Source organism: Nocardioides sp. IC4_145 (genome assembly GCF_011250565.1).
GTDB lineage: Bacteria > Actinomycetota > Actinomycetes > Propionibacteriales > Nocardioidaceae > Nocardioides.
The window spans coordinates 12,751-26,512 of sequence record NZ_JAANMS010000026.1; the positions used below are offsets into that span (position 1 = coordinate 12,751).

The following is a 13,762-nucleotide window of genomic DNA, read 5'->3' on the forward strand; positions in this document are numbered from 1 at the left end:
CCCGGGCGTGGCGCACCCGACGTGGCGCGTTTCGTCCCCTCGGCGACAATGGCGGGGTGCCTCTCGACACCGCTGCCTCCGCCGGCCTCTTCGCCCGTGCCCGCGCGGTGACCCCGGGCGGCGTGAACTCCCCGGTGCGCGCGTTCAACGCCGTCGGCGGCACACCGCGGTTCATCCGCTCGGCGGCCGGCGCGTGGCTCACCGACCACGACGGGAACGAGTACGTCGACCTCATCTGCTCCTGGGGCCCGATGCTGCTGGGCCACGCCCACCCCGAGGTGCTGGCGGCGGTCCAGACCGCCGTCGCGCGCGGCACGTCGTACGGCACGCCCACCGAGCCCGAGGTCGAGCTGGCCGAGGAGATCGTCGCCCGCACGTCGGTCGAACGGGTCCGCTTCGTCTCCTCCGGCACCGAGGCGACGATGTCGGCGATCCGGCTGGCCCGCGGCTTCACCGGCCGCGACGTGGTCGTGAAGTTCGCCGGCTGCTACCACGGCCACGTCGACCCGCTGCTGGCCTCGGCCGGCTCCGGGCTGGCGACGTTCGCGGTCCCGGGCACCCCCGGCGTACCGGCCTCCTCGACCGAGCTCACGCTCGTCCTGCCCTACAACGACCGCGCCGCGGTGGAGAAGGTGTTCGCCGAGCACGGCGACCGGATCGCCTGCCTGGTCACCGAGGCCGCGCCGGGCAACATGGGCGTCGTCCCGCCCGAGCCGGGCTTCAACGCGTTCCTCGCCGAGACCTGCGCCCGCCACGGCGCGCTGTTCGTCAGCGACGAGGTGATGACCGGCTTCCGCGCCTCGCGCCAGGGCCAGTGGGGCCTCGACGGCGCCGTCGAGGGCTGGCGCCCGGACCTGGTGACCTTCGGCAAGGTGATGGGCGGCGGCTTCCCGGCCGCGGCGTTCGGCGGCCGCGCCGACGTCATGGGCCACCTGGCGCCCGAGGGGCCCGTCTACCAGGCCGGCACGCTCTCGGGGAACCCGATCGCGACCACCGCCGGCCTGACCACGCTGCGACTGGCGACCGAGGAGGTCTACGACCACGTCGGTCGCGCCGCGGACGTCGTCAAGACCGCCGCTGCCGAGGCCCTGACCGCCGCCGGGGTGCCGCACACCGTGCAGTCGACCGGCACGATGTTCTCCGTGTTCCTGACCGAGGGCCCCGTCCGCGACTTCGACGACGCCTCCCGCACCTCCGCGGCGGGGTACGCCGCGTTCTTCCACGCGATGCTGGAGCGCCGGGTCTACCTGCCGCCCTCGGCGTACGAGACGTGGTTCCTGTCCTCCGCGCACGACGACCGCGCCCTGGAGACCGTGGTGGACGCACTGCCGCACGCCGCGCGCGCCGCCGCGGCCGCGATGGGAGGCGAGGCCTGATGTCGACCCCCGACACCGTCGTCCACCTGGTGCGCCACGGCGAGGTGCACAACCCCGAGGGCGTGCTCTACGGCCGCCGCGACGGCTTTCACCTCTCCGACCTCGGCCGGCAGATGGCCGAGAAGGTCGCCGCCGCCCTCCAGGACCGCGACATCGTCCACCTGCGCGTCTCCCCGCTCGAGCGGGTCCGCGAGACGGCCGAGCCGCTCGCGCTGGCGCGCGGGCTGGAGCCGGTCGTCGACGAGCGGGTCATCGAGTCGACCAACGTCTTCGAGGGCGAGCGGTTCGCCGCCGGCGCCAACGCGCTCAAGGACCCCCGCAACTGGCGCTACCTGTGGAACCCGTTCCGGCCGTCGTGGGGCGAGCCCTACAAGCAGGTCGTCGCGCGGATGATGTCCGCGGTCCACGACGCCCGCATCGCGGCCACCGGCCACGAGGCCGTCGTCGTCTCCCACCAGCTGCCGATCTGGATCACCCGGCTCCACGTTGAGCGCCGCTCGTTCCTCCACGACCCGCGCAGCCGCCAGTGCACGCTGTGCTCGGTCACCTCGCTGCACTTCGTCGGGGACCGGATCACGCAGGTCTCCTACAGCGAGCCCGCCGGCGACCTGATCCCCGTCCAGGACAAGGGCGCGCCGTTCTCGGCCGGCGGCGCCACCGAGGAGAAGAAGCCGCCCGCATGACGCGCACGCCGCTCGCCCGCCGGACCACCGCCGCCCTGGCCGCGACGGTCGCCGCGGCGACCCTCGGCTCGACCCTGGCCGGCTGCACGTCGGTCGAGAGCACCGGCGACAAGGGCTACATCAGCGGTGACGGCGAGGTGCGCGTGCTCGAGCCGGGGCAGCGCGAGGAGCCGGTCGACCTGACCGGCACCGACCTGGCCGGCGACGAGGTCGACCTGGCCGACCTGCGCGGCACGCCCGTCGTCGTGCCCGTCTGGGGCTCGTGGTGCGTGCCGTGCCGCGCCGAGGCGCCCGACGTGGTCGCTGCCGCCGAGGAGCTGGAGGGCGAGGCGGCGTTCGTCGGCATCAACATCCGCGACACCGAGGGCGGCGCCCGCGGCTTCGAGCGCGAGTTCGACGTGCCCTACCCCTCGATCGTCGACGACGGCCTCGCGCTGCTCGCCTTCACCGGCACGCTGACGCCCTACACCGTCCCCGCCTTCGTCGTCCTCGACGAGCAGGGGCGCATCGGCGGCAGCATCCTCGGCGAGCTGCCCTCCACGCAGACCCTGGTCGACCTGGTCGACGAGGTCGCGCGTGGGTGACTGGTTCCGCGACCAGGCTTTCTCCGGGTCGCTCGTCCTCGCCGTGCCCGTCGCCCTGGTGGCGGGCCTGGTGTCGTTCTTCTCCCCGTGCGTCATCCCGCTGCTGCCCGGCTACCTGTCGTACGCCACCGGGCTCTCCGGCGCCGACCTGGCCGGCGGCGAGGCGCAGACGCGTCGCGGGCGGATGCTGCTCGGGTCGCTGCTCTTCGTGCTCGGCTTCGCGGTCGTCTTCGTCTGCATCGGTGCCCTCTCGGGCCAGGTCGGCTACTGGCTGATCACCTGGCGCCGGGAGCTGACCGTCGGCCTCGGCCTGCTGACGATCGTCCTCGGCCTGGTCTTCGCCGGCGTGCTGCCGTTCCTCCAACGGGAGTGGCGGGTGCACCGCGTCCCGGCGGTCGGCCTGGCCGCGGCGCCGCTGCTCGGCTTCCTCTTCGGCCTCGGCTGGACGCCCTGCATCGGTCCGACGCTGGCCGCGATCAGCATGCTGTCGGTCAACGAGGCGACGGTCGGACGGGGCGCGCTGCTCTCCGGGATCTACGCGATCGGCCTCGGCATCCCCTTCATCGTCGCCGGCCTGGCCTACCGCCGCGCGCTCGGCGCGTTCGGCTGGGTCCGCCGGCACCAGACCACGGTCGTCCGCGCCGGCGGCGGCATGCTGGTGGTCGTCGGGCTGCTGCTGGTGACCGGTGTGTGGGACCAGGCGGTGACCTGGATCCAGTCTGAGGTCGTCACGAGCACGGAGACGTCACTGTGAGCGATCCCCGCGAGACCCAGTACGACAAGCTCCCCGCGGGCCGCCGCGCCGGCGAGCTGACGCTGCGCGAGCTGCTCCGCTTCGGCTGGCGGCAGATCACCTCGATGCGCACCGCGCTGGTGCTGCTCCTGCTGCTCGCGCTGGCCGCCGTCCCGGGCTCGATCGTGCCGCAGGAGGGCGTCGACGCGCTCGCCGCCTCGCGCTGGCGGGACGACCACCCGCGGCTGGCGCCGGTCTACGAGTGGCTCGGGCTGTTCGACGTCTACGGCTCGGTGTGGTTCTCCGCGATCTACCTGCTGCTGATGATCTCGCTGGTCGGCTGCATCGTGCCGCGCACGCTCGTCTACTGGCGGGCCATGCGGGCCCAGCCGCCCCGCGCCCCCCGCAACCTGTCCCGCCTGCCCGACGCCGCGTCGTACCGCACCGACGAGAGCGTCGACGAGGTCCTCGCCCGGGCGCGCACGGTCCTCGGCCGTCGGCACCGCGTGCGGAAGGCCGAGGAGGGGGCGGCGGACGGTGCCGTCAGCGCCGAGCGCGGCTACCTGCGCGAGGCCGGCAACCTCGTCTTCCACCTCTCGGTGGTCGTGGTGCTGGTCGGCTTCGCGATCGGCGGGCTCTTCGGCTACAAGGGCGGCGTCATCCTCGTGACCGGCGACGGGTTCGGCAACACGCTGACCTCCTACGACGACTTCGTGCCCGGCAGCCTGTTCACCCCCGACCAGCTCGACCCGTTCAGCTTCACCGTCGAGGACTTCGAGGTCGACTGGCTGCTGTCGGGGCGCGCGGCCGGCCAGGCGCGCGGCTTCAGCGCGGACGTGCGCTACCGCGAGACGCGGGACGCCGAGGAGGAGCGGTACGACCTGAGGGTCAACCACCCGCTCACCATCGGTGACACCGACATCTTCCTCATCGGCCACGGCTACGCGCCGGTGGTGACGATCCGCGACGGCGAGGGCGAGATCGCCTACAACGGCCCGACGATCTTCCTGCCGCAGGACCAGAGCCTGTTCTCCTTCGGCGTCATCAAGGCCCCCTCGGCCGAGCCGCAGGAGATCGGCCTCGAGGGCGTGCTCTACCCGACGTTCGGGATGACCGAGGAGGGCGACCCGGTCAACCTGCTCGGCAAGGCGGTCGACCCGCTGCTGTCGGTGCTTGTCCACGCCGGCGACCTCGGCATGGACGAGGGCGCCTCGCAGTCGGTCTACGTCCTGGACAAGGGCGACACCGAGCAGGTCGAGGACGAGGACGGCAAGCCGTTGCGGCTCGACCTGCGCCCCGGCGACACCGTCGAGCTGCCCGACGGCCTCGGCTCGGTCACCTTCGAGGGGCTCGAGGACTGGCAGCGCATCCAGATCAGCCAGACCCCCGGCAAGCTCATCGCGCTCGGCGGCGTCGTCATGGCGCTCGTCGGGCTGCTGGGATCGTTGTTCATCCGACCCCGCCGGGTCTGGGTTCGTGCCCGTCAGGACGGGGACGGCACACTGGTCGAGGTCGCCGCGCTCGACCGCTCCGGCGGCGGCGACGTCGTGCCGGTCCTGGAGGACCTGGTGGCGGCACTGCGCGGCGACGAGCGGGGCAACCAGCCCCCCGAGACGAAGAGGGACGGTACGTCGTGACCGATGCTGCGTGGGAGACGCTGAGCAACCAGGCGGTCGCCGTCTGCGGCGTCGTGTACTTCCTGGCGCTGATCAGCCACCTCGTCCAGTGGACGGCGCTGCGCAAGCTGCCGGTCGAGGCGGGCGCCGAGGCCCCGGCCCCGGTCGCCGTCGGGGCGGGCGCGCCCTCGGTCGTCGAGGACACCGCAGCCCACGAGCCCGACGTCGAGCGGCGTACGGCGCTCTTCGGCCGGCTCGGCCTGCTGCTCACGGTGATCGCCACCGCGGTGCACCTGGTGGCGCTCGTCGGGCGCGGCATGGCCGCGGACCCGAACCGGGTGCCCTGGGGCAACATGTACGAGTTCACGCTGTCGGGCACCTTCGTGGTCAGCCTCGGCTACCTGCTGCTGAACCGCCGGTTCGGGCTGGCGTGGATGGCGCCGATCGTCGTGGGCTTCGTCGTGGTCGTCCTCATGGTCGACGTGGTCTGGCTCTACGACCCGGTCGCGCCGCTCTCGGAGGCGCTCTACTCGCCGTGGCTGGTCATCCACGTGGTCTCGGCGGTCATCGCGACCGGCGCGTTCACCCTCGGCGGCATCTGCTCGGTGCTCTACCTGGTCAAGGAGCGGCGCCCGGCCCGCACGACCGGCTACCTCGCGCGCGTGCCGGCGCCGGCCGCGCTGGACCGGATCTCCTACCGGATGCACGCCTTCGGCTTCCCGGTCTGGACCTTCGCGGTGCTCATCACCGGCCCGATCTGGGCGCACCAGGCGTGGTCGTCCTACTGGAGCTGGGACCCCAAGGAGGTCTGGGCCTTCATCACCTGGGTCGTGTACGCCGCGTACCTCCACGCACGCGCCACCGCCGGCTGGAAGGGCCGCAACGCCGCGATGCTCGCGCTGCTCGGCCTGGCGACGCTGTGGTTCAACTTCATCGGGATCAACTTCTTCTCCACCACCAGCCAGCACTCGTACGCCGCGCCCGCGGTCGCCGAGGTCGGAAAGGTCAGTGTCGAGGCGCCGGCGTCAGCCGGTGGCGAGCTCGCGCAGCCGCTCGGCCGATAGGTCCGCGGCCGACTCGAACTCACCCGGGTGCGAGGCGACGACCTCGCCGTCGACGATGAGCACCGTCGAGGGGAGCCAGCTCGGGCTGACGGCCGGCGCGTAGCTGCTCATCAGCTCCATGTCGGGGTCGCGCCAGCTCGGGTAGTCGGCGTCGAACTCCTCGAGGAACGCGACGGCCTTGTCCTCGAACTGGTCGAGGGAGACGCCCACGACCTCGACGTCGTCGCGCGCGGCGACGTCCGCCAGCAGCGGCATCTCGGCCCGGCAGGGGACGCACCAGCTGGCCCAGAAGTTCAGCAGCACCGGCTTGCCGGTGTCGATGCCCGGGGCGACGCCGCTCCGGGAGCCGACGGGGTCGCCCTGGGGCAGCTCGACCGCCTTCGGACTGTCGAGCCGGGTCCAGCCCGGCCGGATCGGCCCCTCGTCGTCCTCGGGCGCCTCGCCGGCGGTGCAGGCGGTGCCGCTGACCAGCAGGGCGGCGGCGAGCAGGCCGCGGAGGGACCGACGGGGGCGGGTGGCCCGGCTGGTCACAGGTCGGGGTCCTCGGGGCGCTCGGGGTGCTTCCGCTTGCGCTCGAGGTCACGCAGGAAGTCCGGGTCGTCGTCGGGCCCCAGGGGCCGCGGCGGCTGGGCCGGGCCGGAGGCGCGGGTACCGCGGGCGCCGGACGAGCCGCTCGGGCCGCCGGCAATGGGCGGGGTGCCGCGGCGCTCGAGGAACCGCACGGCGGCGTACGTCGCGAGCGCGAAGAGCACGACGACGAGGAGGAACTTCAGCACACCTCCAATGTAGGTGGCCGCTCCACAGCGCCTACCCTGGAGGTCGTGAAGGAGTTCGTCGTCTACACCGCCCTGCGCATCGTCCTGTTCCTGGGGTCGCTCGCGCTCGTCCTCGGCATCTGGTGGGCGGTCGCCGGCGAGGTGCCGGTCCTGTGGGCCGTCGTCATCGCGTTCCTGCTCAGCGGGCTCGGCTCGCTGTGGCTGCTCAACGGCCCCCGGGAGGCGTTCGCGCTGCGCGTGCAGGAGCGCGCCACCAAGGCGTCGCGGGCGTTCGAGGAGATGAAGGCCAAGGAGGACGCCGACTAGGCGTCAGCGGCTGGCGATCAGCGGCGCTTGCGGGCGTTCAGCTGCCGCTGGACGCGCGCCTCGGACTGGCCGAGGACCTTGGCCAGCAGCGGCACGCGCATCTTCCACGCCACCACGGCGACAACGACGAGCGCGACGAAGATCAGGAAGCCCATGCTGCCAGCCTACGCAGCGTCGGTCAGGCAGCGAGGAGCAGCGGCACGGCGACGAACACGGCCCAGACCAGCTCGGCCGCGCCGGTGCGCTGGAGCACCGGGATGAGCGCGGGGCCCGCGGCGCCGCCGAGCACGGTGCGCGTCGCGGCGAGGCCCGGGACCAGGAAGAGCAGGCCGGCCAGCGCCCACCAGGTCGTGAGCGCCGCGACGCCCACGACGGCGAGCGCCGCGACGGCGACGAGCGCGGCGTACAGCAGGCGGGTCCCGCGGTCGCCGATCCGCACCGCGAGGGTCCGCTTGCCGGCGACGGTGTCGGTGGGGATGTCGCGCAGGTTGTTGGCGACGAGGATCGCGCAGGCCAACGCGCCGATGCCGACCGCGGCGAGGAGCGCGGCGGGCTCCCACGTCTCGGTCTGGACGTACGTCGTGCCGACCACGGCCACGAGCCCGAAGAACACGAAGACCATGACCTCGCCGAGGCCGAGGTAGCCGTAGGGCCGCGACGTGCCGGTGTAGCCCCAGGCGGCGAGCACGCAGACCAGCCCGACGGCGACGAGCCACCAGGCGGTCGTGGCGGCAAGGACGATCCCGGCCACGCCGGCGACGCCGAAGGCGAGGAACGCCGCGCGCTTGACCGCCGACGGGCTGGCCGCGCCCGAGCCGACCAGACGCATCGGCCCGACCCGGACGTCGTCGGTGCCGCGGACGCCGTCGGAGTAGTCGTTGGCGTAGTTGACCGCCACCTGCAGCGCCAGGCTCACCACCAGGGCCAGCAGCGCCTTCTCCCACACCCAGGCGTCGACGTACGCCGCGACGCCGGTGCCGGCGAGGACCGGCGAGACCGCAGCGGGAAGGGTGCGGGGCCGCGCGCCGGCGACCCAGTCGGATGCAGATGCCACGAGGGACGATTCAACCCGACCGGGCTGCGGGCCGCGCGCGGCGGGGCTCGGCGTAGCGTTCGCCGTGTGGTGCTGGCCGGTGGGACCCTCGAGTGGTGGCTCGCCGCGGAGGCCGAGCCCGAGCCGTGGGTCGTGGAGACCTCGGGGTCGACCGGGCGCCCGAAGCGCGTGGTCCTGCCGCGCTCCTCGGTGCTCGCGTCGGTGGACGCCTCGGCCCGGAGGCTGGGCGCGAGCGGCCAGTGGCTGCTCGCCCTGCCGGAGGAGTACGTCGCCGGGCTGCAGGTCGTCGCGCGGTCGCTCGTGGCCGGCCACGCGCCGATGCGGGTCGAGGACCACGGGTCCTTCGTGGCGGCCGCGGCGGCCATGACCGCCGAGCACCGCTTCACCTCGCTGGTGCCGACCCAGCTGCGGCGGATGCTGGAGGAGCCGGCCGAGGTCGAGGCGCTCGCGTCGTTCCACACCGTGCTGGTCGGCGGCGGACCGGTCGACCCGGCGCTGCGCCGGCGGGCCGCGAAGCTCGGGGTGCGTGCCGTGGCGACGTACGGCGCGGCCGAGACGGCGGGCGGCTGCGTCTACGACGGCGTGCCGCTCGACGGGGTCGGCCTCGCGATCGACGACGACGGGCGGGTGCGCATCTCGGGCCCGACCCTGTTCGCGGGGTACGACGGCGACCCGGCGCTGACCGCCGAGGTGCTCGTGGACGGGTGGTACCTCACCTCCGACGCCGGCCGCCTGGACGACGACGGCCGCCTCCAGGTGCTTGGCCGGCTCGACGACGTGGTGGTCACCGGCGGGGTCAACGTGCCTGCGCCGGCCGTCGCCGCGCGGCTCCGCGAGCACCCGGACGTGCGGGCGGCCGAGGTGCTCGGCGTGCCGGACGAGGAGTGGGGCAACCGGCTGGTCGCCTTCGTGGTCGGCGGCGTGCTGCTGGAGGAGGTGCGCGACTGGGTCGGCGCCGAGCACCCGCGGGCGTGGGCGCCCCGCCAGCTCGTCGCGCTCGACGACGTTCCGCTCCTGGCCAACGGCAAGCCGGACCGGCTGGAGCTGCGCCGGCTGGCGGAGGGGGCGTCGTGAGCGGGCTCCGCGTCTTCAGCCTGCCGATGCGGACGCGCTTCCGCGGGATCACCGTGCGCGAGGGCGTGCTGCTGCGCGGTGAGGCGGGCTGGGGGGAGTGGTCGCCGTTCCTGGAGTACGACGCCGCGGTCGCCGAGCCGTGGCTGCGCTGCGCCGAGGAGGCCGCCGCGGGCGACTGGCCCGACCCGGTGCGCACCAGCGTGCCGGTCAACGTCACCGTGCCGGCCGTCGACGCCCAGCGCGCGCACGCGATCGTGGTCGCCGGTGCTTGCTCGACCGCGAAGGTGAAGGTGGCCGAGCCCGGCCAGACGCTCGCCGACGACCAGGCGCGGCTCGAGGCCGTCCGCGACGCGCTCGGCCCGGCGGGCAGGGTCCGCATCGACGTCAACGGCCTGTGGAGCGTCGAGCAGGCGCTCGAGCGGCTGCCGGTGCTCGACCGTGCCGCCGGTGGGCTGGAGTACGTCGAGCAGCCCTGCGCGACCGTCGAGGAGCTGGCCGCGGTGCGCCGGGCCGTCGACGTGCCCGTGGCCGCGGACGAGTCGATCCGCCGCGCGGCCGACCCCTACCGGGTCCGCGACCTCGAGGCGGCTGACGTGGCGGTGCTCAAGGTGCAGCCGCTCGGCGGCGTGCGGGCGTGCCTGCGGATCGCCGAGGACATCGGCCTGCCGGTCGTCGTCTCCTCGGCGCTGGAGAGCTCCGTCGGGCTCGCCGCCGGGGTGGCCCTGGCGGCGGCGCTGCCCGAGCTGCCCTATGCGTGCGGGCTGGCCACCGCCCAGATGCTCGCCGCGGACACGACGACCGACCCGCTGCTGCCGCTGGCCGGCGAGCTGCCCGTGCGGGTGCCCACGCTCGATCCCGGTCACCCGGTCGCCGACCCGGACCGGGTGGCGCACTGGCAGGCCCGGCTCGCCGAGGTGCGTGCCCTGCGGGAGGATCGGCGCTCGTGACCGGTCCCACGAGCTCGACCGACCTCGCCCGCTCGGTGATGACCGCGCTGCTCGAGGCCGGCGTCACCGAGGTGGTGCTGTCCCCGGGGTCGCGGAACGCGCCGCTGTCCTTCGCCGTGCACGCCGCCGCGGAGGCCGGCCTGCTGCGGCTCCACACCCGGGTCGACGAGCGGACCGGCGCCTTCCTCGCCCTCGGGCTGACCAAGGTCGGCGCCCGCGCGGCCGTGCTGTGCACCTCCGGCACGGCGGTCGCCAACCTGCACCCCGCGGTGCTCGAGGCCGCCCACACCGGCCTGCCGCTCGTGGTGCTCACCGCCGACCGTCCGGCCCGGCTGCGCGGCACCGGCGCCAACCAGACGACCGACCAGGTCGGCGTCTTCGGCCGGCTGGTCACCACGCGCGACCTGCCCGACGACGCCCTCGTCCTCGAGGACGACGGGCCGACCCACCTCAACGTGCAGCTCGACGAGCCGCTCGTGCCCGACGACGTGTGGGTGCCGCCCGTGGTCGAGCGCCCCGCCCGGCCCGAGGAGCGGCCCGCCACCGACGAGGTGCTGCCGCTCGGCCCGCGCACGGTGGTCGTCGCGGGCGACGACGCGGGGCCGCCCGCCCGCGTCCTCGCCGAGCGCGCCGGCTGGCCGCTGCTGGCCGAGCCGACGTCCGGCTCGCGCACCGGCGACAACGCGCTGCGCTGCTACCGGCTGCTGCTCGACACCGACCTGGGCCGCAGCGTCGAGCGCGTCGTCGTCGCCGGCCACCCCACGCTGTCTCGACCGGTGACCCGGCTGCTCTCGCGCGCCGACGTCGAGGTGGTCTCGGTGCCGGGACGCGGGGCGTGGCCGGACCGGCCGTTCCCCGTCGACCGCGTCGTCGCCCGCCCGGTGGTCGAGGGCCGCGACGACCCCGCCTGGCTCCACGCCTGGCGCGAGGCCGACCGCTCCGTGGGGAGGCAGCTCGACCGGCTGCTGGCGGCCGAGCCCGGGCTCACGCCGCACGAGGTGGCGGCGGCCGTGAGCCGCGGCGTACCTCCTGGGGGGCTGTTGTACGTCGGCGCCTCCAGCCCGATCCGCGACCTGGACCTCGTGGTCGCGCGATACGACGTCGGCGACCGGCGCAAGGTGGTCGCCAACCGCGGGCTGGCCGGCATCGACGGCACGATCTCCTCGGCGATCGGCGCCGCGCTCGGCCGCCCGCACGGCAGCCGCAACCTCGCGCTGATGGGCGACGTGACGTTCCTGCACGACAGCGGCGCGCTCGTGCTCGGCCCGCGCGAGGAGCGGCCTGACCTCACGATCGTGGTGGTCAACGACGACGGCGGGGCGATCTTCTCGATGCTCGAGCAGGGCGCGCCGGAGCACGCCGACCCGTTCGAGGTCCTCTTCGGCACCCCGCACGGTGTCGACCTGGCCAGCCTCTGCGCCGCCACCCGGACGCCCCACTGGCGGGTCGACACCGCGGCCGAGCTCGAGCACGCCCTCGCGAGCCCGAACGGCGGCATCGAGGTCGTCGAGGCGGTGGTCGACCGGCGCACCCGCCGCGACCTGGACGAGCGGATCCGCGCGCTGCGCCCCTGACTCCCGCCCGGCTACCGGGCGGGGGAGCACAATGGCGTCGTGGAGATCGCCCTGCTGCTGTGCGGCATCGCCGTGGCGGTCCTCGTGGGGACGTCGGTCGCCGAGAAGGTCCGCGTCCCCGCCCCGCTGCTGCTGACCGCGCTGGGTGTCGCGGGGTCCTACCTCCCGCACGTGCCGCAGGTCCACCTCGAGAGCGAGGTGGTGCTGCTGGGGCTCCTGCCGCCGCTGCTGTACGCCGCGGCGCAGCAGACGTCCCTGGTCGACTTCAACGCCAACCGGCGACCGATCCTGCTGCTCTCGGTCGGCCTCGTGGTCTTCACCGCCGCCGGGGTCGGCGCCGCCGCGAAGCTGGTGCTGCCCGACCTGCCGTGGGCCGTCGCCCTCGCGCTGGGCGCCGTCGTCGCCCCGCCGGACGCCGTCGCCGCCACGGCGATCGGCCGGCGGATAGGCCTGCCGCGCCGGATCGTCACGATCCTCGAGGGCGAGTCGCTGCTCAACGACGCGACCGCGCTGGTCGCGCTGCGCACGGCGATCGCGGTCGCGGCCGGCACCGGGCTCGACGCGTGGGGGATCACCCTCGACTTCGTGCTCGCCGCGGGCGGCGGGCTGCTGGTCGGCGTCGTGCTGTTCCTCGTCGTCGCGAAGGTGCGGCGGCTGGTGACCGACCCGGTGATCGACAGCGCGATGTCGCTGGTGGTGCCGTTCGTGGCGTACCTGACCGCCGAGGAGCTGCACGCCTCCGGCGTCCTCGCGGTCGTCGTCGCGGGGCTCCTGCTGGCGCACAAGGCGCCGGTGCTGCAGAGCGCCCAGTCGCGGATCACCGAGCGGCTCAACTGGCGCACGATCGCGTTCGTCCTGGAGAACACCGTCTTCCTGCTCATCGGCCTCCAGGCGTGGTGGATCGTCGAGGGCGCCCTGGACAGCCCCATCGGCCTCGGCCGCATCGCGGCGCTGTGCCTGGTGGTCCTGGTCGCGGTCGTGGTGCTGCGGCTGGTGTGGGTCTTCCCGACCCGCTACGTGCTGGTGCGGCCCGGGCCGGACCCCGACACCGGCCGCCCGCCGCCGTGGACCTACACGTTCATCCTCGGCTGGGCCGGCATGCGCGGCGTGGTCACGCTGGCGGCGGCGTTCGTGCTGCCCGAGGACACGCCGTACCGCGAGGTGCTGCTGCTCGCCGCCTTCGCCGTCGTCGCCGGCACGCTGTTCCTGCAGGGGCTGACCCTGCCTTGGCTCGCCCGTCGCCTGCGCGTGCCCGCCCCGGACCCGGCCGAGGACGCGCTCGCCCGCGCGACGCTGCTGCAGCAGGCGTCCAAGGCGGCGTTCGAGGAGCTGGACCAGCAGGAGCACGACGACCCGCACGGCGTCGTCGACCTCATCCGGCAGCGGGTGGACCAGCGGAACTTCGCCGCCTGGGAGCGGCTCGGCACCGCACCCGACGTGGAGAGCCCGAGCGACCTCTACGCGCGGGTGCGGATGGCGATGCTCGCTGCCGAGCGGCGCCGGGTGCTCGAGATCCGGGGGTCCGGCTCGACGCCGTCCGACGTGGTGGCGGACGTGCTCGCGATGCTGGACGTCGAGGAGTCCATGCTCACCGTCGCCAGCGAGGAGCGGGCCGAGCTCCGCGTCGTCCAGCGCGAGGCACGGCAGACGGGCGAGCGCTGCGCGGACCTCGAGGAGCACGCCGCCGTCGACACCGTCGAGGACCCGGCCTGCACGGACTGCCTCGCCGAGGGGACCCGCTGGGTCGCGCTGCGCCAGTGCCTGACCTGTGGGCACGTCGGGTGCTGCGACTCCTCGCCGCAGCAGCACGCGACCGGCCACTTCCACGACACCACCCACCCGGTCGTGCAGTCCGCCGAGCCGGGCGAGGACTGGCGCTGGTGCTACGTGCACCACACGACCGCGTGATGGGACACGGCGCGAGGTGAGGCTAGCCTTACTCCGCTCTCTGCCCGTCTCCTGCTCCCGAGGACCA

The 13,762-nt window shown here is 74.4% G+C and carries 15 protein-coding genes; 11 read left to right on the forward strand and 4 right to left on the reverse strand.

All coding sequences use genetic code 11. The features are described from left to right. The first annotated feature begins 56 nt into the window (after window positions 1–56). Genes hemL through ccsB form a run of 6 tightly spaced genes read left to right on the forward strand, consistent with a single transcriptional unit; the run spans window position 57 to window position 6,056 of the window. Window positions 57–1,376, forward strand: a complete 1,320-nt coding sequence (gene hemL / locus G6553_RS12085) for a glutamate-1-semialdehyde 2,1-aminomutase (protein WP_166192939.1) — start codon at window positions 57–59, stop codon at window positions 1,374–1,376. Beyond that, entirely contained in the window at window positions 1,376–2,059 is a 684-nt protein-coding gene (locus G6553_RS12090; RefSeq protein WP_166192942.1) for a histidine phosphatase family protein, read from the forward strand. Before hemL ends, G6553_RS12090 begins: the two co-directional genes overlap by 1 nt. Continuing rightward, window positions 2,056–2,643, forward strand: a complete 588-nt coding sequence (locus tag G6553_RS12095; protein ID WP_166192945.1) for a TlpA disulfide reductase family protein — start codon at window positions 2,056–2,058, stop codon at window positions 2,641–2,643. Before G6553_RS12090 ends, G6553_RS12095 begins: the two co-directional genes overlap by 4 nt. Further along, window positions 2,636–3,397, forward strand: a complete 762-nt coding sequence (locus G6553_RS12100; RefSeq protein WP_166192948.1) for a cytochrome c biogenesis protein CcdA — start codon at window positions 2,636–2,638, stop codon at window positions 3,395–3,397. Before G6553_RS12095 ends, G6553_RS12100 begins: the two co-directional genes overlap by 8 nt. Beyond that, window positions 3,394–5,013, forward strand: a complete 1,620-nt coding sequence (locus tag G6553_RS12105) for a cytochrome c biogenesis protein ResB (protein WP_347565681.1) — start codon at window positions 3,394–3,396, stop codon at window positions 5,011–5,013. The genes G6553_RS12100 and G6553_RS12105 overlap by 4 nt, the downstream gene beginning before the upstream one ends. Continuing rightward, window positions 5,010–6,056: a c-type cytochrome biogenesis protein CcsB gene (gene ccsB / locus G6553_RS12110; protein ID WP_166192951.1), complete on the forward strand. Its 1,047-nt coding sequence runs from the start codon at window positions 5,010–5,012 to the stop codon at window positions 6,054–6,056. The genes G6553_RS12105 and ccsB overlap by 4 nt, the downstream gene beginning before the upstream one ends. Here the strand turns inward: ccsB and G6553_RS21200 are convergent. Both G6553_RS21200 and G6553_RS12120 read right to left on the reverse strand, forming a co-directional pair. Then, a complete protein-coding gene (locus tag G6553_RS21200) occupies window positions 6,018–6,587 on the reverse strand; it encodes a TlpA disulfide reductase family protein (protein ID WP_166192954.1) in 570 nt (189 codons plus the stop codon). The two genes, ccsB and G6553_RS21200, sit on opposite strands and share 39 nt — an antisense overlap. Continuing rightward, entirely contained in the window at window positions 6,584–6,832 is a 249-nt protein-coding gene (locus tag G6553_RS12120) for a hypothetical protein (RefSeq protein ID WP_166192957.1), read from the reverse strand. Before G6553_RS12120 ends, G6553_RS21200 begins: the two co-directional genes overlap by 4 nt. Before the next feature lie 45 nt (window positions 6,833–6,877). Between G6553_RS12120 and G6553_RS12125 the strand changes: the two genes are divergently transcribed. Beyond that, window positions 6,878–7,138 (forward strand): DUF4229 domain-containing protein, encoded by a 261-nt coding sequence (locus tag G6553_RS12125; RefSeq protein WP_166192960.1) that lies wholly within the window; start codon window positions 6,878–6,880, stop codon window positions 7,136–7,138. Window positions 7,139–7,155: 17 nt separating this feature from the next. Here G6553_RS12125 and G6553_RS12130 read toward each other — a convergent pair whose 3' ends face one another. Together G6553_RS12130 and G6553_RS12135 are read right to left on the reverse strand one after the other, a co-directional pair. Further along, window positions 7,156–7,293 (reverse strand): hypothetical protein, encoded by a 138-nt coding sequence (locus G6553_RS12130; protein ID WP_166192963.1) that lies wholly within the window; start codon window positions 7,291–7,293, stop codon window positions 7,156–7,158. A gap of 23 nt (window positions 7,294–7,316) precedes the next feature. Next, a complete protein-coding gene (locus G6553_RS12135; RefSeq protein WP_166192966.1) occupies window positions 7,317–8,192 on the reverse strand; it encodes a 1,4-dihydroxy-2-naphthoate polyprenyltransferase in 876 nt (291 codons plus the stop codon). A gap of 66 nt (window positions 8,193–8,258) precedes the next feature. On the opposite strand from G6553_RS12135, the gene G6553_RS12140 reads away from it, so the two are divergent. The 4 genes from G6553_RS12140 to G6553_RS12155 are packed head-to-tail and all read left to right on the forward strand — an operon-like array spanning window position 8,259 to window position 13,695. Next, window positions 8,259–9,266, forward strand: a complete 1,008-nt coding sequence (locus G6553_RS12140) for an AMP-binding protein (protein WP_166192969.1) — start codon at window positions 8,259–8,261, stop codon at window positions 9,264–9,266. After that, entirely contained in the window at window positions 9,263–10,213 is a 951-nt protein-coding gene (locus G6553_RS12145; protein ID WP_347565682.1) for an o-succinylbenzoate synthase, read from the forward strand. Before G6553_RS12140 ends, G6553_RS12145 begins: the two co-directional genes overlap by 4 nt. Then, window positions 10,210–11,787, forward strand: coding sequence for a 2-succinyl-5-enolpyruvyl-6-hydroxy-3-cyclohexene-1-carboxylic-acid synthase (gene menD / locus G6553_RS12150; RefSeq protein ID WP_347565683.1), 1,578 nt, complete (start codon window positions 10,210–10,212; stop codon window positions 11,785–11,787). The genes G6553_RS12145 and menD overlap by 4 nt, the downstream gene beginning before the upstream one ends. Window positions 11,788–11,826: 39 nt before the next feature. After that, on the forward strand, window positions 11,827–13,695 hold the full coding sequence (locus G6553_RS12155) for a Na+/H+ antiporter (protein ID WP_166192972.1): 1,869 nt from the start codon (window positions 11,827–11,829) through the stop codon (window positions 13,693–13,695). Window positions 13,696–13,762: the final 67 nt, after the last annotated feature.